This window comes from Bacillus sp. T33-2 (genome assembly GCF_002860205.1).
In the GTDB taxonomy this organism is placed as follows: domain Bacteria; phylum Bacillota; class Bacilli; order Bacillales; family Cytobacillaceae; genus T33-2.
In genome coordinates this window covers 72,222-90,832 of record NZ_PGVB01000012.1, presented here as the reverse complement: position 1 = coordinate 90,832, position 18,611 = coordinate 72,222, and the positions used below count along the sequence as shown (strand labels likewise).

18 protein-coding genes and 1 pseudogene are annotated in these 18,611 nt (G+C 46.5%); 14 read left to right on the top strand and 5 right to left on the bottom strand.

The genetic code is table 11. The annotated features are described in order from the left end of the window. Nucleotides 1–8: 8 nt before the first annotated feature. The 7 genes from CVD19_RS10660 (at nt 9) to CVD19_RS10630 (ending at nt 7,149) form a co-directional block, all read left to right on the top strand. Nucleotides 9–1,550: an ABC transporter substrate-binding protein gene (locus CVD19_RS10660; RefSeq protein ID WP_101581838.1), complete on the top strand. Its 1,542-nt coding sequence runs from the start codon at nt 9–11 to the stop codon at nt 1,548–1,550. A gap of 8 nt (nt 1,551–1,558) precedes the next feature. Then, a complete protein-coding gene (locus CVD19_RS10655) occupies nt 1,559–2,566 on the top strand; it encodes an ABC transporter ATP-binding protein (RefSeq protein WP_101581837.1) in 1,008 nt (335 codons plus the stop codon). Then, complete coding sequence (locus CVD19_RS10650; protein WP_101581873.1) at nt 2,538–3,512, top strand: ABC transporter ATP-binding protein; 975 nt, start codon at nt 2,538–2,540, stop codon at nt 3,510–3,512. Before CVD19_RS10655 ends, CVD19_RS10650 begins: the two co-directional genes overlap by 29 nt. A gap of 111 nt (nt 3,513–3,623) precedes the next feature. After that, a complete protein-coding gene (locus tag CVD19_RS10645) occupies nt 3,624–5,237 on the top strand; it encodes a gamma-glutamyltransferase family protein (RefSeq protein ID WP_101581836.1) in 1,614 nt (537 codons plus the stop codon). A 35-nt stretch (nt 5,238–5,272) separates the two neighbouring features. Beyond that, the gene (locus CVD19_RS10640) at nt 5,273–5,863 is read left to right on the top strand and encodes a chromate transporter (RefSeq protein WP_101581835.1); all 591 of its coding nucleotides are present in this window, start codon (nt 5,273–5,275) and stop codon (nt 5,861–5,863) included. Continuing rightward, nucleotides 5,863–6,393 (top strand): chromate transporter, encoded by a 531-nt coding sequence (locus tag CVD19_RS10635; protein WP_101581834.1) that lies wholly within the window; start codon nt 5,863–5,865, stop codon nt 6,391–6,393. Before CVD19_RS10640 ends, CVD19_RS10635 begins: the two co-directional genes overlap by 1 nt. A gap of 216 nt (nt 6,394–6,609) precedes the next feature. Then, complete coding sequence (locus tag CVD19_RS10630) at nt 6,610–7,149, top strand: hypothetical protein (protein ID WP_180953592.1); 540 nt, start codon at nt 6,610–6,612, stop codon at nt 7,147–7,149. Between the two features lie 91 nt (nt 7,150–7,240). Here the strand turns inward: CVD19_RS10630 and CVD19_RS10625 are convergent, their stop codons facing one another. After that, nucleotides 7,241–7,882, bottom strand: a complete 642-nt coding sequence (locus tag CVD19_RS10625; RefSeq protein ID WP_180953591.1) for an aspartyl-phosphate phosphatase Spo0E family protein — start codon at nt 7,880–7,882, stop codon at nt 7,241–7,243. Between the two features lie 173 nt (nt 7,883–8,055). On the opposite strand from CVD19_RS10625, the gene CVD19_RS10620 reads away from it, so the two are divergent. Together CVD19_RS10620 and CVD19_RS10615 are read left to right on the top strand one after the other, a co-directional pair. Beyond that, complete coding sequence (locus tag CVD19_RS10620; protein ID WP_101581832.1) at nt 8,056–8,328, top strand: ubiquitin-like small modifier protein 1; 273 nt, start codon at nt 8,056–8,058, stop codon at nt 8,326–8,328. A gap of 1 nt (nt 8,329) precedes the next feature. Beyond that, on the top strand, nt 8,330–8,602 hold the full coding sequence (locus tag CVD19_RS10615; RefSeq protein WP_101581831.1) for a hypothetical protein: 273 nt from the start codon (nt 8,330–8,332) through the stop codon (nt 8,600–8,602). 344 nt (nt 8,603–8,946) lie between these two features. On the opposite strand, the gene CVD19_RS10610 is transcribed toward CVD19_RS10615, so the two are convergent. After that, nucleotides 8,947–10,788, bottom strand: a complete 1,842-nt coding sequence (locus tag CVD19_RS10610) for an aldehyde ferredoxin oxidoreductase family protein (protein WP_101581830.1) — start codon at nt 10,786–10,788, stop codon at nt 8,947–8,949. A 145-nt stretch (nt 10,789–10,933) separates the two neighbouring features. Between CVD19_RS10610 and CVD19_RS10605 the strand changes: the two genes are divergently transcribed. After that, nucleotides 10,934–11,962, top strand: coding sequence for a ThiF family adenylyltransferase (locus CVD19_RS10605; protein ID WP_101581829.1), 1,029 nt, complete (start codon nt 10,934–10,936; stop codon nt 11,960–11,962). An 83-nt stretch (nt 11,963–12,045) separates the two neighbouring features. On the opposite strand, the gene CVD19_RS10600 is transcribed toward CVD19_RS10605, so the two are convergent. Continuing rightward, nucleotides 12,046–12,534 (bottom strand): YndM family protein, encoded by a 489-nt coding sequence (locus CVD19_RS10600; protein WP_101581828.1) that lies wholly within the window; start codon nt 12,532–12,534, stop codon nt 12,046–12,048. Nucleotides 12,535–12,889: 355 nt separating this feature from the next. Further along, the gene (locus tag CVD19_RS10590) at nt 12,890–13,405 is read right to left on the bottom strand and encodes a DoxX family membrane protein (RefSeq protein ID WP_101581827.1); all 516 of its coding nucleotides are present in this window, start codon (nt 13,403–13,405) and stop codon (nt 12,890–12,892) included. 606 nt (nt 13,406–14,011) lie between these two features. On the opposite strand from CVD19_RS10590, the gene CVD19_RS10585 reads away from it, so the two are divergent. The 3 genes from CVD19_RS10585 to CVD19_RS10575 all read left to right on the top strand — a co-directional run bounded on the left by CVD19_RS10585 (nt 14,012) and on the right by CVD19_RS10575 (nt 15,780). Beyond that, on the top strand, nt 14,012–14,242 hold the full coding sequence (locus tag CVD19_RS10585) for a hypothetical protein (protein WP_101581826.1): 231 nt from the start codon (nt 14,012–14,014) through the stop codon (nt 14,240–14,242). Nucleotides 14,243–14,447: 205 nt separating this feature from the next. Further along, a complete protein-coding gene (locus CVD19_RS10580) occupies nt 14,448–14,894 on the top strand; it encodes a Dps family protein (RefSeq protein ID WP_101581825.1) in 447 nt (148 codons plus the stop codon). A gap of 133 nt (nt 14,895–15,027) precedes the next feature. Continuing rightward, nucleotides 15,028–15,780, top strand: a complete 753-nt coding sequence (locus CVD19_RS10575) for an alpha/beta hydrolase (protein WP_101581824.1) — start codon at nt 15,028–15,030, stop codon at nt 15,778–15,780. 77 nt (nt 15,781–15,857) lie between these two features. Here the strand turns inward: CVD19_RS10575 and CVD19_RS25420 are convergent. Then, a pseudogene (locus tag CVD19_RS25420) lies at nt 15,858–15,972 on the bottom strand (IS200/IS605 family element RNA-guided endonuclease TnpB); the annotation flags it as partial. Nucleotides 15,973–16,420: 448 nt separating this feature from the next. Between CVD19_RS25420 and CVD19_RS10565 the strand changes: the two are divergent. Beyond that, nucleotides 16,421–18,505 carry a glycoside hydrolase family 3 N-terminal domain-containing protein gene (locus CVD19_RS10565; RefSeq protein ID WP_441296227.1) on the top strand — a complete coding sequence of 695 codons (2,085 nt, stop codon included), beginning with the start codon at nt 16,421–16,423 and terminating at the stop codon, nt 18,503–18,505. Nucleotides 18,506–18,611 lie beyond the last annotated feature (106 nt).

The window sequence follows — 18,611 nt, the reverse complement described above, 5'->3', positions numbered from 1 at the left end:
AAAAGATAATGGGAAAAAATTTGTTAACAAAAGGTTTAAGCCTGCTTTTAATATTGGTTTTTGCTTTAGTAGGTTGCAGCAGCAGTTCATCAACAGGGGGAAGTACTAAAGAGGCAGCTGCGCAGGAAATAACATATGCGACAACATCAAAGGTCATTGGCCTGTCACCAATTTTAACGAATGATTCCGTGTCATCAGCGGTTAATGAACAGATTTATGAAACGCTGTTTTACCGTGATGCAAAGTCAAATGAAATAAAAGGGCTTCTCGCTGAAAAAGCTGAAAACCCAGACCCGAATACATGGATCATCACCCTGAAGAAAAATATTAAGTTCCAGGATGGTACCGATTTTAACGCTGAAGCTGTAAAATACACATTTGACAAGATCAAGGATCCAAAGACAGCCGCTCCGCGCGCATCACTGCTTGAGCCGATTACATCCATCGAAGTACAGGATGAACATACTGTTGTGTTAAAAACTGCACAGCCATACGGGCCAATGCTTGCTGCGCTGACCCACGCAAATGCTGCAATCGTCAGCCCGACGGCCGACCAGAAACAGGACTTGATGAAAGACCCTGTCGGCACAGGCCCATTCAAATTTAAGGCAAAGGAAAACGGGGAAGATATCGTTCTTGAAGCAAACAAAGATTACTGGCAGGGAGCACCAAAGCTACAAAAGGTCACTTATAAAGTAGTGCCGGAAATTACAACAGCAGTATCCATGCTGCAGACTGGTAAAGTCAATTTCATCGATAATGTCACTGCAGAGCTGCTTCCTCGTGTGGAAAAGCTGAAGAATGTTGAAATCGAGAAGCAGGAAGGAACACCAGTGTATTACCTTGCTTTCAATATGGAGAGAGAGCCACTGAACAACCCTGAATTCCGCCAGGCAGTAGCCCACGCGATCGATACAGAAGGGTACGTTGAAAAGCTCCGCGGACTTGGTGTAAAATCAAGCTCTTTCATCGGCCCGGAAGTTTTTGGCTATGACAAATCATCAGAAGCTGAAGCACCAAAACACGACCCAGCAAAAGCGAAGGAAATTGTAAAAGCAAATGGCTTTGACAAGAAGGAAGTCACACTGCTGGCTGCGAATACTGCCGCTTATATGACAATGGCAGAAGTTCTTCAGGCACAGCTTACCGAAGCCGGATTTAAAGTCAAGATTGAAACGCTTGAATGGGGCACATACATTGAAGCGACCCAAAACGGCCAATTTGACTTGACTGTTGCCGGCTGGTCCAACGTAACAGGTGACGGAAGCGAACTGCTCTTCCCAAGGCTCCATTCTAAAAATTCCGGTGTAACTAACGTTGGCCGTTACAAAAACCCGGAACTTGACAAGCTGATCGAAGATTCCCGTGCGACAGTTGACCAGGACGAGCGCAAAAAGCTGCTGAAAGAGGCTAATGAAATGGTTCTGACAGACCTTCCAGTGATACCGATTTATCACGGAGTAGCTTCGATCGCATATGACAAATCTGTATCTGGAATCAATCTTGAACCTACTGCCCAGTGGACACTGTACAACGCGGAAAGAAAGTAGGGATAAAAATGGCCCAAACCATTCTAGAGGTCAATAATCTGGTAACAAAATTCAAGACTGCGGGCGGCGAAGTTGCTGCCGTCCGCGGTATTTCTTTTTCTCTCGACAAAGGGGAGACACTCTGTATTGTCGGGGAATCCGGATGCGGCAAGAGCATTACCGCATTGTCGGTGATGGGGCTATTGGCCGGAAATGCCAGCTCGGAAGGATCGATTGAATTCAATGGTAAAAACCTGTTGGAGCTGAAGCACGATCAGATGCGAAAAATTCGCGGAAACGAAATCTCAATGATTTTCCAGGAACCGATGACTGCGTTAAATCCGACTTTTACGGTAGGATTCCAGCTTCGTGAACCGTTGATGATCCACCGCAAGCTCTCCAAAAAAGAGGCTCACCAGAAGGGGATTGACCTTTTGCGCCAGGTCGGGATCCCATTGCCGGAAAAGCGGATGGAGCAATATCCGCACGAACTTTCCGGAGGGATGAGACAGCGGGTCATGATTGCGATCGCACTGGCCTGCAATCCGCAGCTGTTGATTGCAGATGAACCGACTACTGCCCTGGACGTGACGGTTCAGGCACAAATCCTAGACCTCATGAACGATTTGAAGGATGAATTTGAAACAAGTGTCATCATGATCACGCACGATATGGGTGTGGTTGCAGAAGTGGCGGACAGGGTTATCGTTATGTATGCAGGCGAGATCATTGAAGAAGGCGACGTTGAAACGATCTTCACCAATCCCCAGCATCCATACACGAAGGGGCTTTTGTCATCGGTTCCGAATGTGGATGATCCGCATTTTAAATTAAATCCGATTCCGGGGACACTCCCGAATTTGAACGAACAAATCAGTGGATGCCGATTCCACCCGCGCTGCCCATTTGCAATGGAAAAATGCTTAAGCAGCGCACCGGAACGGTTCGAGAAGACGGACAGCCATGCGGTAAGATGCTGGCTCCAGGAGGTGGATGAAAGTGAGTGCCATGACTACCAGCCGACAAGTGCTGTTTAGCTTAAAAAATGTAAAGAAACACTACCCGGTCAAAGGCGGGATTTTTAAAACGGTAAAGGGCCACGTGAAAGCGGTCGATGGTATCACCCTCGATATTTTCAAAGGGGAGACACTAGGGGTGGTCGGTGAATCCGGCTGCGGCAAGTCGACATTCGGGCGTACAATACTTGGACTCGAATCATTGACGGAAGGTACGATGGTGTTCAATGGAACTGACATCAGCCATAAGTCATCACGTGAGCTTAAGCCGTTCAAACGTGAAATGCAGATGATATTCCAGGACCCATACGCATCATTAAACCCGAAGCAGCGGGTTGGCGATGCACTTGAGGAAGCCCTCATCATCCATACGGATTTGCCGGCGGATGAGCGACGTGCCAAAGTCGTCCAGCTGTTAAAAGAAGTCGGGCTGAAGGAAGAACACTATGACCGCTACCCGCATGAGTTTTCAGGCGGCCAGCGCCAAAGGATCGGGATTGCGAGGGCAATATCGATAAACCCTTCCTTCATCGTGTGTGATGAGCCGGTATCGGCCCTGGATGTTTCCGTCCAGGCACAGGTCATCAAGCTGTTGAAGGACCTGCAAGGGAAGCATGAACTGACCTATTTGTTTGTGTCTCATGATCTCGGTGTCGTCCGCCATCTGTGCGACAGGGTGCTTGTGATGTACCTTGGCCAAATGGTCGAGCTCGCACCAGTCGAGAAGCTGTACGAAAATCCAACTCACCCATATACGGAGGCGCTATTGTCTGCCATCCCCCGTCCGGTTGTCGGAAAGAAGCGAGAGCGGATCCGCCTGCAGGGCGACCTTCCGAGCCCAACTGACCCGCCTGCGGGATGTGCGTTCCATACCCGCTGCCCTTTGGCAACCGAGCGGTGCAAAGCGGAACGTCCCAAGTGGAGGCAAATTGAGGACGGGCATTTTATTGCCTGCCACCATAAGTAATCGGCTTGTGATGATGGGTTGCCGGTAAAATATTGGCGATCATGTGTGAAAAATGATTTCCTATATATAGAAATAAAATCAGTTGAATTTTTTAAATCTGAGGAGAACATTATGCCTAGTTATGATACTTTAAATTATCCATATGCATCCCAGCGTATGGCTGCCGTCGCACGAAACGGCATGGTGGCAACTTCGCAGCCCCTCGCTGCCCAGGCAGGACTTGATATTTTAAAAAAAGGCGGAAACGCGATTGATGCTGCGATTGCAACAGCTGCCTGCCTGACTGTCGTAGAGCCTACTTCCAACGGAATTGGCGGCGACGCCTTCGCAATCGTGTGGACAAAAGGGGAGCTGCATGGGCTGAATGCCAGCGGCCCGGCGCCGCAAGGCCTGACGATCGACGCGGTAAAACAATTAGGACATGAAGCGATGCCAAAATTCGGCCTCGTCCCGGTTACAGTTCCGGGTGCGCCAGGGGCATGGGCTGCACTTTCCAAGCGCTTCGGCAAGCTGCCATTGAGCGAAGTGCTTGCACCGGCAATCGAGTATGCTGAAAATGGGTATCCGGTCTCACCGATTCTCGGAAAGTACTGGAGCCGGGCAACCCGCATTTTCAAGGATCTGTTCAAAGGGAAAGAATTCGAGAACTGGTTCAACACGTTTGCGCCTGAAGGAAGGGCCCCGGAAATCGGTGAGATTTGGCGTTCGCCTGACCATGCGGCAACTCTCAGGGAAATTGCTGAAACAAATGGGGAGTCCTTTTATAGGGGGAAACTTGCTGAAAAAATTGATGGGTTTTCACGCGAGCATGGCGGATTTTTGAGGAAGGAAGACCTTGCCGCCTATCAGCCTGAATGGGTAACCCCGATCAGCGTGAACTACCGTGGCTATGACGTATGGGAAATCCCGCCGAATGGACAGGGACTTGTGGCTCTAATGGCATTGAACACGCTGAAGGGATTTGAATTTGGCGAAAAAGACTCGGTAGAAACTTACCATAAGCAAATCGAAGCGATGAAGCTAGCGTTTGCGGACGGTAAAAAATATATCACACAACGGGATAAAATGAGTGTGCAGGTCGAACAGCTGTTAAGTGAGGAATACGGCGCCGAGAGACGCGGCTTGTTAGGAGACGCGGCACTTGCTCCTGAGCCGGGGACCCCTCCAAAGGGCGGCACGGTTTACTTAGCCACGGCTGATGGGGAAGGGAACATGGTATCGTTCATCCAGTCAAACTACATGGGCTTTGGTTCAGGGATTGTCATTCCGGGAACAGGGATTGCCCTGCAGAACCGCGGACACGATTTCTCGCTTGATCCGGACCATGAAAACCGGCTTGAACCTGGCAAAAAAACATACCATACGATCATCCCTGGTTTCCTCACAAAAGATGGCCAGCCGGTTGGGCCATTTGGGGTGATGGGAGGCTACATGCAGCCTCAAGGCCATGTCCAGGTCATCATGAACACAGTAGATTTCCATTTGAACCCGCAAGCAGCCCTCGATGCACCGAGGTGGCAGTGGATAGAAGGGAAAACGATTGAAGTGGAACGCACCCTGCCGCCCCATATCGCAGAAGCACTGGTCCGCAAAGGCCATGATATCAAGGTGGCCGTTGATTCTGGCGGGTTCGGCCGCGGCCAGATCATCTGGCGCGACCCGGAAACCGGTGTCCTCATCGGCGGAACTGAACCAAGGACAGACGGTGCGGTTGCCGTCTGGTAGTGTTAAATGCTGAAGACTGAAGGATTTGATAAATAATGAAGAAACATTGGCATATTTTCCTGGCTTTTTTCAGGGTAGGCATGCTCGGTTACGGTGGTGGCCCATCCTCGATCCCGCTCGTTCATAAAGAAGTGGTTGAAAAATATAAATGGATGAGCGATGAAGACTTTGGCGATGTGCTTGCACTGGCGAACACGCTGCCAGGTCCGATCGCGACGAAAATGGCCGGCTACATCGGCTACCGGGTCGCAGGAATCGCCGGGCTGCTCAATGCGTTGCTTGCTTCGATTGTACCGACGATCTTGCTGATGATTTTGCTGCTGACATCGCTCTCAACGTTCAGGCACCAGCCGTGGGTACTTGGCATGACGAAAGCGGTCGTCCCGGTTGTTGGGGTGATGCTGGCAGTACTGACGTGGCAGTTCTTTCAAAACGGCCAAAAAGGGCTCGGCTGGAAAGCAAATGTCGCGCTAGTTGCAGCAAGCCTGATCATCATGGAAGCAATCGGAATCCATCCGGGAATAATGATAGCCGGGCTTCTCGGCTGGGCATTATTTGCGCCTGCCAAAAAGAAAGCAGTACCAGCTGAAAAACCAGCTGGTGTGCCGGAAAGGAAAACCGTATGATGATTCAGTGGAAAATCTTTTTGGCGTTTTTCATACCGGGAATACTGGGCTATGGCGGCGGCCCGTCGTCGATTCCGCTGGTTGAGAATGAAGTGGTGGACCGCTACGGCTGGCTGACAGTACAGGAATTCAGTGAAGTGCTCGCGCTCGGAAACTCGCTGCCAGGCCCAATTGCGACAAAAATGGCCGGATACATAGGCTACCAGCAGGGCGGTGTCCTTGGGGCATTTGTCGGGGTTTTCGCCACAGTTGCCCCCTCATTGATCCTGATGGTCGCACTGCTCGGACTTTTATACAAATTCAAGGACTCACCGAGAGTAAAAAAGATGACCCTTTATGTACGGCCGGCCATCGCAGTCATGCTCGGGGTGATGGCATACCAGTTCTTTGCCGGGTCATACTTTGATATCGGTGTCTTGCAGACCTTGTTTTTGGTGGTGGCAAGCTTTGTATTGATGGAAAAACTGAAAGTACATCCCGCGTTTGTCATTTTGGGCTCACTCGGGTATGGAGCGGTGTTCCTGAGCTGAACGTTCAATATTCAAAAGATGCATGGCGTTACTTTAGCCATGCATCTTTTTTTGTGGTGCTTCGAAAGAAATTGGCAATGGGGTGTTGCATAATACCAAAGTTGTACAGCACCTACTGCAATGACACCATTTTGCTAAAACGCGGTGGCCGAAGATAAATTCGTTGCCGGGAAGCCAAGACCTGCCACACCTGATCTCCAGTATAAAGGGGTTGATTTGGCACAGCAAGTAGATGCAAAGTTTGTAAAACTCATCGCAAAATCGGCACAGGATGATTCTGCACAGTTTGTGCAAGTGGCAGAGCTTCAGTTATTTGCAGGCGGAAAAGCTAAAATAGAGCCGATCAGCCTTGAAACAGAGGAGCCGTTCATTGCGGAAGGTACAGTGAAGGCTGGAAATCCGGGCACTGGCATAGGCAGCCTTGCTGATGTTCCTGCAACACTGGCAGTTACAGAAAATGAATTCGTCACGACCAAAAATCCGAATCCGGCAACCCAGGGAGCCGACGGATATGTCGTCACACTTCCTGAAGGATTTGGTGACGGTATCCACACCTTCGAGCTGAAGGGTTCAGGAGACGGTTCATACGATTATGACGTATTCTTCTATAATAATGATTTTGAACTGATCGGGTCGGCGGCATCATCCGCAGCAGATGAATCAGGAGTGGTCCCGGGCGGTACCCGGTATGTATATGCTGGGTTGTATTACGGTGCAAACGTCCCGTTCAAGCTAACGGTGAAAAGACCTTATTAATGAGCGAGAGCTGGAATTCACGCTTCAACAATATCCTTAATCAAATTAAGCAGCCTGGTATCGTCTGATACCAGGCTGTCTTTATATGTTTTTATACAACGATCTTAAATTGTCCCCCGTGCTCCCTGGTAAGCACTGATACCTTAAGGGATTGGTTATACTTTTTTGAGAGTCCTTTGATGAGTCCATGGTTAAATTCGGTGAAATAATGAGGAGTGTGGCAAAACAGCAGAATTTCATTTTTCGTTCCTGTATATGGCAGGTATTCGCCAATATATACATTAGATCGATGGTTAAAATAATAGGCGTTATTCAGCTCTTCGATTGACTCTTGGAAATTCGTGATAGTTTCAGGAAAATAGCATTTATCCGGAACAAGCTCACCTATATAATGAACGGCTTCCCATCCGTATTTTTCAGAGATTGAATTCAACAACGAGCAGACAAGGCCGATCTTAACCCATTCACCTGTTCGCAGAGCCTCATCACATTGCAGAAAGGGAAGTTCCAATCTCTCTTCAAACGAAATATCCAATATGTTTTGAAGGATGGTTGCATGAACATTGGTATTAGAAGAGTGTTCCTGATTAAAACCGGAAGTGATCCTGTTATGGAAATTAATAAAGTTGTTAAGCTCCTGGCTTAGCTGCAAAGTATGGTTTGAGCAAAGTGCCTGTGGGTCAGATTCCTCGTAAAGCTGCTGTCGTAAACGTTCTATAACCTCATTTATCATCCTGGGTTTTCCTTTTAAAAAATGGTTTTCGTTTGTCATTATAACATATCCAAGATATTCAAACATCTGCTGGAAAAATTAAATGAAAGCGATATGCTTTAACAAAGAAGATGGAAGTGACAAACCCCGAATTTCATCTTATGATGGAATTAATCAGAAAGGGGCGGTCCAACATGCGGGTGAAAGTGTTTGCGAATCTCCGCGATATTTGCGGAGGTGTTACGGTCGAGGTCATTCCGGACGGGCACACCGTCATTGATGTCCTCGACAAAATGGTTGAAATGTACCCTCAGCTTGAGGCTGAAATTTTTACAACAGAAAGAACGCTTAAGCCGTTTGTCCACGTATATGTAAATGGTAAAAATATTATCCATGCGGACGATCTGGATACAATAGTAGAGCCAACTGACCAGTTCGCCCTGTTTCCGCCGGTTGCAGGTGGGTAGGATGCCTAACCGTGAACTTGAATTTCGCGGAATTAACAGCCGCCATCTTGGAATGTACTTTGAAGAGCTTGGCGGGCAGCTGGTCACTGCTTCATTCCCTTTTGTTTACAAGGGAGAAGGGTGGGCCGGTGAGATTTTGGAAGAGAAAGAGATATCATTTACTCCTGTCTTCAAAGTAAATTCTGTGATTGTGATGTTTTCTGCCGAAGATGAAGAAAAACTTGAAGAGCTTATAAAAAACTACCGGTATAAGACGACCAGGGTCGGGGGATAAGGTGCATAGCTAGTTAGGTTTGTTGCTGTGTCGGAATGCTTTTGGATAAATAGCTACGAAGTTTTTAATAGTCTATTTAGCATGAGCGGGACCCTCTTATCTCCATTATGAAAGACAATTTTGCCGGTGTTTCGGTGGATTATGTCCTTCATCCCTATATGAAGGACAATTTTCTTATCCTATGATAGATAATGTCCTTCATCCCCGTTTTGTAGGATAGCTTCCACTCCATAACAGCGGGTCTTGTCTTTCAAACTATTTTATGAGTTTCAGTTGGACCTGTACTTTGAACCCACACATAAAAACAGCCGGGCAAATGCCCGGCCGTCATGCTTAAAAAACTATCACATCGGCTCAGCTGTCGATGAGCTTTCCTCAGAGATGATTCCCAGTTCAAGCAGTTTGTCGACTGGAACCACTCCATCCCTCCAGCCACGAACCTGGTAATATTCTTCAAGCATGATGTCCATTCGGCTGACGTGTCCGGCACTGTTCCCTGATGCGGGCTCTTCTGTGAACCGCTTTGGCAGGAAGTCATCCTCGCGCTTGTTGAAGCCGGCGAGATTGTTGTAATAGCGTTCAATGTTGTAGATTCGTTCCCCGGCTCTCATGACATCTTCGGCAGTCAGCGCGATACCGGTCATCGTGCTGTACTGTTCGGCGTAATGCTCGGCATTTTCGGAGAAGGAAGAGAATTTACAGATATTCATAGAATCAGAGAAAGCGAGAAGGTCCTGGAAAATCTTCAGCAATTCGCCCTTTCCTTCCGGCATCAGCCGGTCGGTTGGTTCCGGGATTCCGGCAATTTCACTGGCAACGGTGTAACCGCGTAAATGGCAGGCACCCCGGTTGCTTGTCGCGTATCCTAGCCCGATGCCCTGGATTCCGCGAGGGTCATAAGCAGGAATCGACTGGCCCTTCACAGACATCGACAGTTCGGGTACATTCCATGCAGCTGTTGCGAGTGCCGGCCCTTCAGCAAGGATGCCGCCGAATCCTTCACGGTGAGCGATCTTCCTGGTCAGTTCGATCATCGCATCCGCGTCGCCCCAGTCAAGTTTTTCAGCAATGAACCCTTTTTCATAGGCTTCCATTGTCACCGAAAATGCATGTCCAAGCTCGATTGTGTCCAGGCCGTAATCATTGCAGCGGTCGATCAAGAATGAAATCGCTTCCGCGTCACTAAGCAGGCAATTAGACCCCAATGACCAGGCGGATTCGAATTCGATGCTTTCCACCCTTGTCTTATATTTGCCATCTTTAACTTCCACTTCGATTTTACAGCCAACCGGGCAGGCATGGCATGTATTATTCTTGATCAGCAAATGCTTGTTGACGTATTCTCCGCTATGTTTTTCAGCTTCATCCCAGTGTGTGTATTGCGAATTCTTTGTTGGAAGCGCTCCAACTTCATTGATCAGGTTTGTAAGCACGTTGGTACCATATACGGACAGGCCGCCTTTGTTTGGTGCAGTGAGCCCGCCTTCGAGGATGGCTTTAACCGCTTTCTTGTTGGCTTCCTTGTATTCATCTTTAAGCTTAGGCTCAGGCATGTTTCCTTTTTGGGCTGCCTTGATGACGATAGCCTTCAGTTTTTTATAGCCGGCAACTGCCGCAGTGCCGCCCCGGCCTGCCGCGCGGTCATGCTCATTGATGAATGCTGCGAAACGGACTGTGTTTTCACCCGCCTGGCCGATTGTCATCACGCTGAGGTCATTATCGCCGTAGCGGTCCTTGAATGCTTGTATTGTTTCTCTCGTGCTTTTTCCCCATAAACCGGAAGCATCACGCAGCTCAGCCTGGCCGTTCTCGATATAAAGGTAAACGGGCCTGTCACTCTTTCCGGTCAAAATGATATTATCGACACCGGCCCACTTCAGCCGGGCAGCGGTCCAGCCGCCCATATGCGAATCGGTCACTGTGTTAGTCAGAGGGGATTTAGTCACAACCGCCAGCCGTCCACTCATGGAGGAACGGGATCCTGTGACAGGGCCAGTCATGATGCATAACATGTTTTCTTCAGAGAAAGGTTCAACCTGAGGACCATTGTCCAAAAGATACTTAACACCGAGACCGCGACCGCCGATGTATTTTTTGGCATCAGCTTCGTTGATTTCCCTGTAGCCAACTGTGCCGCCAGTTAAATCTACTACTACTTCCTTATTATTGAAACCGCCAAGATTCATCGCTTTTGCTCCACCTCTTTCTTTTTTATAAAAATTTTTCCTTCATCTAATTTTAATTAGACACCCACTTTAAAAATTCCTGTTAATTTTTAATATTCATAATAATTTTTTTCGTTATAATTTTAAGTAGAAAAGAGGGATGTTCATGTTTGATTTAGTACGATATTCACGTCAGATGTTGTTTCAGCCGATTGGGGAGGAGGGGCAGCGTAAATTGTTGGAGAGCCGGGCAGTGATAGTCGGGATGGGGGCGCTGGGTACGGTCATTGCCAATCATCTTGTCCGTGCTGGAGTTGGTCATGTGCGGATCATTGACCGCGACCTGGTCGAACTGTCAAACCTGCAGCGCCAGTCATTGTATATTGAAGACGATGCACAAAAAAATCTGCCGAAAGCAGTCGCAGCAGGGAAAAGCCTCAATAAAATTAATTCAACGGTAACAGTAGAGCCGGTCATTGCCGACTTAAACCTTGACAACGCAGAAGAGCTTCTGGCTGGTTTCGATGTGATTATGGACGGAACCGACAACTTCGCGGCGCGCTATTTAATTAATGATGTCTCTATACAGTTCGGTATTCCGTGGGTGCATGGGGGTGCCGTGAGCTCGCGGGGCATGTTTGCCGTGATTGTGCCGGGAAAGACGCCATGCTACCGCTGCCTGTTCCCTCATGTGCCGGCAGGCCGGGGGGAAACATGCGACACGGTCGGTGTGCTGTCCCCGATTACTGATATCATTGGTTCATTCCAGGCAGTTGAGGCGTTAAAAATCCTCGTAGGGGCCGAGACAAACCCACATCTTGAACAGTTTGACATATGGCACAATTCTTATTTGCAAATGGATATTTCCGGAGGCCGCAATCCTGATTGCCCCACATGCGTACACAATGCCTTTGAGTTTTTGGACAGGTCTTCAAGCCGCCAAATTGCCTATGCGGTACTGTGCGGCCGCGATACGGTGCAAATTAGCCCAAGGAATGCGGTTGAACCGGATTTACACAGCTTGGCCGAGAAATTGAAAAAAATCGGAAAAGTGTCGGCCAACTCATTCCTGCTGCGGTTTTCACCTGAAGAAAATATTTCGATGGTGTTCTTTAAGGATGGGCGGGTGTTGGTGCATGGTGTAAATGATATTGTGAAAGCAAAAGCTTATTATGCCAGATTTGTCGGGAGCTGATCTAATGTAAAAAGCAAAACCAGCAGGGCCCTTCGCCTGCTGGTTTTAACTGGTGAATAGATTTCGATTACAAATGTCAAAGGCTACTGATTGTTTTTGTTGCTGGAATTATTTGATCTGGATTTACTTTTTCTGTTCTGGCTTCCGGCCGGCGAGATTTCCTCGGAGGCCTCTGTTTGGAATTGCATGTTCCGGGATCCTTGGTTTTGTTGGCCGCCTGTGTCCTCAGTAACGGACGTGGCGACATATTTATGGAAGAACCACTCAAAAGCGGCGATTCCGAGCGAAGCCACTAAAGAAATAAAAAATAATGACTCACCCCGGTCAATAGTGAGGACCGCACTCAAAAACCAAATAATAGCTAGTGAAAGGCCGAAATCGGAGAGGGTGGCCATTGAGTTATTTGTCCTTGGCAGGATTCCAAGGTCACCAACCAGATACTCAGTTACAGCAACAACCACTGTAATGAGAAACACATTAATGAACGCCATATCAAAAATTAATCCTAAAATGACATAAAGGACGGCAAGATGCCCAATCAGTTTTATTCCTAATGCTGTTAGATGTCTCATTGTTTCAGCTCCTTTGTTTTGTGTAAGCACTAAAGTAGTTGGAACCGACTGTTCCTGTGTATTTATCTTTGTGTATTTGGATTCTTATCTTTGTCCCTGTCTTTCTGAAAAGCTGTTTCGGACTCATGGTCCTTCTTCTTTTGCTCGATGCTGCTATTTTTGGATTCCTCGTCCAGTCATCCACCCACCACCTTTTTAAATATATTTTTTCAAAAGAAATGTAAATTATTCGCCGGGGGTAAAAATGGATGGACAAACTATATACCGAGATGTAACTGGGGAAAATGTGGTTGCAACCAAAAAACAGGCCCGGAAATCCGGGCCTGTTCGGACGAAAAGCTATGATGTTAGCCAATCAAGATGTTACTTTCTGTGCAGCTGTCTCATTTTGCTTAAATACAGTTTTGCGTATGAAAGGAATTACCCAGCGGTCAAGGCCAATGCGGCCTGCGTTGTAGCCGGCTACCAAGATAATTACTCCAAGGAAAATATCTCTTGGGTTGTGGGAAACGGTACCAGCCAGGAAGAAAGACCAGTTCATTACTAATCCGAAGAACATTGCAGTTGTAGTGAAGCATCCAAGCAGAAGGCCAAGACCGACAAGGAATTCTCCCCAAGGAACAATGACATTGAACAACTCAACATTTGGAAGTGCGAAGCTTTCAAGGAAATTAACATACCAGCCAAAAACTTCATGGCCATCCGGACCTTTAACCGGATTTGCGATTGAACCTTTTAAGTAACCAGAAGCATCGAAACCGTCAGCAATTTTGTGCCACCCTGCTGTTACCCAAGAATACCCGAGATAAAGACGAAGGACTGTGAGAATACCAGCAGCAACTTTGTTTTCTCTTAACCATTGCACAAACATTTGAATCGCTTCCTTTCAAAATTTTATGTTTTATGATTACACTCAAAATATAACAGATAATAAGTTGAAAATAATGGTTATGTGATAAAGTTCACAATTTGTTAAAAACATATTGTCAAAAATTTGAACAACCATTTTCATCCAATTCTGTGGATTCAATTGATGGAGTAGTACATATAAATGGGAAGAGAAACGAAGTAATCTCATGAGCGTTAACACGATACATTGCAACCGAAAATGAAAAGTAGGTAAAATTATTCATTTTTTGTAGAAATTTGGCGGAAAACGTTGAAAATTCAGATCTAAAGTTTTATTATTTTGATAGAAATATTGAGGGCAACCTATTGAATAATAAGGCGCGGAACTAACATGAATGCGCCAAGAATAAACGGTCTGCCAAATCGGATCGGGATTAATGGCATACGAAATTAGACCTGCATCACTTTATCTGACATGGTTATTGGCGGTTGTTTTATATTTATAGTTTTGGAGAAGTATTCTGAGGTTAAGTACCAATAAGGGAACAATGTCATGTTGTTTTTACGGGGACTTGGGCTTCAGCGGTGAAGTGAGTTGTGAAACTACGAGAAAGGTGGAGGATAAGGTTTGACTGTTTTGTTTGGCACGGTGGAATACTTTGAAAGAGAGATAAGGGATTATCTGTCCAGTAACCAAATAAATTCATCCATAGTGGCGGAGGAAATCTCACAAATTCAAACGAAATTGGAAAATGAAATTTTATATGATTTCATTTGTGATGAAAGAATAAGAGTGGAATGCTTGCAAAACCTGACATATGCATGTGACAGGCTGGCGGATTATTATGGAGCCAATTAAGCTTGGTGCCATAACGATATCGGGAAAACGTGTATAGCAAGGCTTGTTGTTTTTCAAAGCAACGGCCTTTTTATTTTGGTCGTTGGAGGGCGGGCTACAAGGGGGATAGTGCAAAGCTGGCTCATAAGTTATGAACTTTTTGTGGAAACAAGCTTAAGTTGATAATTTTGGGCTATAATTTATAAGAAAGAATAGATTTGGAGGGATGAACTTGAGCACTGAATTGACACAAGTGATTAACAGGCAAATCGCCAACTGGAGTGTTTTGTATACTAAACTCCATAACTACCATTGGTACGTGACCGGCCCGCAATTCTTTACACTGCATACAAAGTTTGAAGAATTCTATAATGAAGCCGGCCTCCACATTGATGAACTGGCAGAACGGTTGCTTGCACTGGGCGGCAAACCTGTAGCAACTATGACGGGCTTTCTTGAACTGGCTTCAGTGAAGGAAGCAAGCGGAAATGAAGCCGCAACCGAAATGGTGAAAGAAATTGTCGATGATTTCAGGCAAGTCATTAAAGAATTAAAAGAAGGCATGCAGGCAGCAGCTGAGGCTGGTGATGAAATAACAGAAGATTTGCTCCTGGCAATCCACACAAGCCTCGAAAAGCATGTTTGGATGTTGAATTCGTTCCTTGGAGAATAATGGAATAGATGAAAAGCTGGGTGGCTGTTTGTCGGCCTTCCAGCTTTTTTCTTAGCATTGTCACACGCTTAAATCTGTTCCTTTTTAGTCTAATTGTGTTGTAAAATGAATGGATAGAATAGGGGGATTTTACATGCAAGAAGCAGTTTCAATCATACATAATCGAAAGGTAATGCGTGGGATGCAGCATCTCCCTGAGGGGGACAATCTTCCGGCTGTTATTTTATTCCACGGTTTTACCGGAACAAAATTGGAGCCCCACCAGCTTTTTTTGAAAATTTCCCGGGCTTTGGAAGCAAAAGGAGTTGCCAGCTTCCGATTTGATTTCCTCGGCAGCGGTGAAAGTGACGGGGAGTTTAAAGACATGACTGTTTCGGGAGAATTGGATGAAGCGAGGACCATTTTTAACTATGTAAAATCCCACCCGGCCATAGATCCAGGCCAGATTACAGTTTTGGGATTCAGTATGGGCGGTCTTTTAGCAAGCCTTTTGGCAGGAGAGCTGCAGGATGCAATCGACAAGCTGATTTTGCTTGCCCCGGCGGCAACAATTGCCAGGTCCGCGCGAAAAATTGAGGAAAATGCTCCTTACATCGCCAGCCATGATGCATACGATAATGGAGGGAACCTGGTCGGGAAAAAATTCATTGATGAAGTTAAAGCACTTGAAGTATGGGATTTAGCATCTAAATATGCGAAAGAAGTTCTGTTGATCCATGGCACAGACGACAAGGCAGTGCCAGTCGAAGCGTCATTAATGTATGTTGAAAAATGTTATCAGGATAAAGCTGTTTTGCATACAATTGACGGAGCCGACCATACATTCAACCGTTTCCAATGGGAAATGGAAGTAATAGAAGATGTAAGTAAATTTATGCTGAATTGAACTACTCACCCTTAACGACCTTACGGTCTGTTTGAAGGGGGGAGATTCCTACGAACACTGAAGTATCCTTCAGTTATTTAGTAGGCTAACCCCATCGCACCGACGGTTAGAAGTCTTATAGCTTCATTTTTAAGATTTTGTCCTGCGTTAATATCGGTCATGTTGAGTATGGCATACTGGGCAGTCCCACTCAATCGAGATGGCAAGTAGCCATCCGTTGTCCGAAGGTGATTCATCTCCCACCCACTCACTGGGCTTCGCCCTTCAATTCCTTGAGGTGGGAGTCTTCTCGCCTAAAAACGATAAATATAGGCAAAGCAAGCCGCCTGTTATTCCGCAGTACCGGAGTAACAGGTTTTTTGTGTTTCTTTTTAATATTGTCTTAGATAAAAAGGACTATTTTCGCCCATCTATTTTCATATAAAAACTGCTCTGGCGTGCCCATTTGGTACTGAAGTTATATGGACGGGCTGGCCTTATATAGAATAAGCTGGAAGAGAGATTGATTGAAAGCGCTAACATAAAGAGGCAGCATTTTGCCTTTTAAGGGGGCTGATTCCTTCTAAATTTAGATTGTTTTATTGTTTCACTGATTATCTATCACATTACGGGGATTCTATTATCGATCATAGGAGGCAGTATGATGGCTAATTTCATCAAAACATTTGGACTTACCTTGATGGCTTTATTTCTCGTTATTTCACAGGCTAACTTTATTGGCACGGTGAAAGCGGACGAAGATGAAGGTAACGAACGGCGTAAATCCAGGGATTTAGTGATTGCACAGAACATTCCGCAACTAGATACAGAGGTTAATGATGGCAAGGTTCAGTTGAATGCGCTTAGGATTATGCCGGAAGGGCACTTTATCGGAGCTTCAAACATAGCCTGGATGTCCTCGAATAAAAAGGTTGCTCAGGTTGATCAAAATGGTCTTGTTACAATGACAGGCCACAAAGGAAAGGCATTCATTTATGTTTTTGACAGGAATAAAAATTATGACCGCATCAGCATCCAGCATCATAAAGGGCAAATGCAGGTTATAAAGGAAAAAGGGAAGCATTATAATGTGATCGAAAATGCCATTTCGAAGATGACATTGGAAGAAAAAGTAGGGCAGATGCTCATGCCTGATTTTAGAACGTGGAAGGGACAAAATGTGACACAAATGCTTCCTGAAATCGAACAGCTAGTGAAGCAGTATCATCTCGGAGGAGTCATCCTGTTCCGTGAGAATGTTGTCACTACGGAACAGACGGCAAGGCTTGTATCCAGCTATCAGCAGGCAGCAGAAAAATTTGGGCTCCTGATGACAATCGACCAGGAAGGCGGCATCATTACACGGCTCCAATCCGGAACAGACATGCCAGGAAACATGGCACTGGGTGCTTCGCGTTCTGAAGAGTTAACTGGGAAAGTGGCCAAAGCCATCGGTGAAGAGCTTTATTCGTTAGGAATCAACATGGATCTCGCACCTGTTTTGGATGTCAACAATAACCCTGACAACCCTGTCATCGGCGTCCGGTCTTTCGGGGAGGACCCTGAGTTAGTTGCGCAAATGGGCAACGCTTATATTAAAGGATTGCAGGATAGCGGAGTTGCTGCAACAGCCAAACATTTCCCGGGACATGGAGATACATCTAATGATTCCCATCTTCAAATGGCCGTTGTGCCGCATGATATTGAGAGATTAAAGAGAGTCGAGTTATATCCATTCCAAAAGGCAATGGATGCTGGAATCGATGCTGTTATGACGGCTCATGTAACCTTCCCGAAGGTTGATGGTACAAAAGTGATATCACAACTTGACGGTACTGAAATCGCCCTTCCAGCGACCCTGTCCCATAAAGTGTTGACCGGGTTGATGCGTGAAGACATGGGATTTGAAGGTGTCATCATCACGGATGCCATGAATATGAAGGCAATCAGCGACCATTTTGGCCCGGTTGATGCGGCAATCCGTTCAGTGAAAGCCGGAACGGATATTGTGCTCATGCCGGTTGGCTTAAAGGAAGTGGCTGAAGGGCTGTTCACAGCAGTGGAAAACGGTGAGATTACGGAAGAGCGGATTGATGCCTCGGTTAAAAGGATATTGACCCTAAAACTGAACAGGGGCATTGTCAAGCAGGAAACGGAAAAAAGTATTGATCAAAAGGTACAGAACGCCCTTGCGGTTGTAGGTTCCTCGGAACATAAGGCCATTGAAAGGGAAGCGGCAGCAAAATCCGTCACTCTTATAAAAAATGACTCTGTACTTCCAGTGAAGGTCAACCCGGAAGATAAAATGGTTGTGGTAGGAAATCTTTATACGGAAGACCTTGTCGCCCAGCTGAAGAAGCACCACGCGAATGTAACACTCATAAAAACGTCCGCAGCTCAGCTTACGCAGGCCCAACTGAGCCAATTAGACGGAGCCAAATATATTATTGTAGGAAGCAATGTTTCTGGCAAAGTGGCGGATAACAATCAAGTCAAGCTGGCCAATCAAATCCTGGGAGTTACAGATGCGCCCGTTATCGGTGTGGCAATCCGGAATCCTTATGACATCATGGGTTATCCAAACGTGGATGCGTACATTGCCCAGTATGGTTTCCGGGCCGCAAGCTTCGAGGCCACTGCGAATACGATTTTCGGAACAAATAATCCTGCCGGGAAGCTGCCTGTAACAATTAAAGACAACACTGGCGGAACCCTGTACGGATTTGGCCACGGATTGAACTATTAACTGACAGGCAAGCACTGATAGATTCAGCGGCACCCTCCAAGTGCCTGGATAGAAACATATTGAATATGCAAGATTTACCGGCTCTGGAGTCATTCCAGGGCTTTTT

Coding starts and splice junctions, on each gene's coding strand:
- CVD19_RS10660 (WP_101581838.1), top strand. CDS start 9: ATGGGAAAAAATTTGTTAACAAAAGGTTTAAGCCTGCTTTTAATATTG.
- CVD19_RS10655 (WP_101581837.1), top strand. CDS start 1,559: ATGGCCCAAACCATTCTAGAGGTCAATAATCTGGTAACAAAATTCAAG.
- CVD19_RS10650 (WP_101581873.1), top strand. CDS start 2,538: ATGACTACCAGCCGACAAGTGCTGTTTAGCTTAAAAAATGTAAAGAAA.
- CVD19_RS10645 (WP_101581836.1), top strand. CDS start 3,624: ATGCCTAGTTATGATACTTTAAATTATCCATATGCATCCCAGCGTATG.
- CVD19_RS10640 (WP_101581835.1), top strand. CDS start 5,273: ATGAAGAAACATTGGCATATTTTCCTGGCTTTTTTCAGGGTAGGCATG.
- CVD19_RS10635 (WP_101581834.1), top strand. CDS start 5,863: ATGATTCAGTGGAAAATCTTTTTGGCGTTTTTCATACCGGGAATACTG.
- CVD19_RS10625 (WP_180953591.1), bottom strand. CDS start 7,882: ATGATAAATGAGGTTATAGAACGTTTACGACAGCAGCTTTACGAGGAA.
- CVD19_RS10620 (WP_101581832.1), top strand. CDS start 8,056: ATGCGGGTGAAAGTGTTTGCGAATCTCCGCGATATTTGCGGAGGTGTT.
- CVD19_RS10615 (WP_101581831.1), top strand. CDS start 8,330: ATGCCTAACCGTGAACTTGAATTTCGCGGAATTAACAGCCGCCATCTT.
- CVD19_RS10610 (WP_101581830.1), bottom strand. CDS start 10,788: ATGAATCTTGGCGGTTTCAATAATAAGGAAGTAGTAGTAGATTTAACT.
- CVD19_RS10605 (WP_101581829.1), top strand. CDS start 10,934: ATGTTTGATTTAGTACGATATTCACGTCAGATGTTGTTTCAGCCGATT.
- CVD19_RS10600 (WP_101581828.1), bottom strand. CDS start 12,534: ATGAGACATCTAACAGCATTAGGAATAAAACTGATTGGGCATCTTGCC.
- CVD19_RS10590 (WP_101581827.1), bottom strand. CDS start 13,405: ATGTTTGTGCAATGGTTAAGAGAAAACAAAGTTGCTGCTGGTATTCTC.
- CVD19_RS10580 (WP_101581825.1), top strand. CDS start 14,448: ATGAACTTGAGCACTGAATTGACACAAGTGATTAACAGGCAAATCGCC.
- CVD19_RS10575 (WP_101581824.1), top strand. CDS start 15,028: ATGCAAGAAGCAGTTTCAATCATACATAATCGAAAGGTAATGCGTGGG.
- CVD19_RS10565 (WP_441296227.1), top strand. CDS start 16,421: ATGATGGCTAATTTCATCAAAACATTTGGACTTACCTTGATGGCTTTA.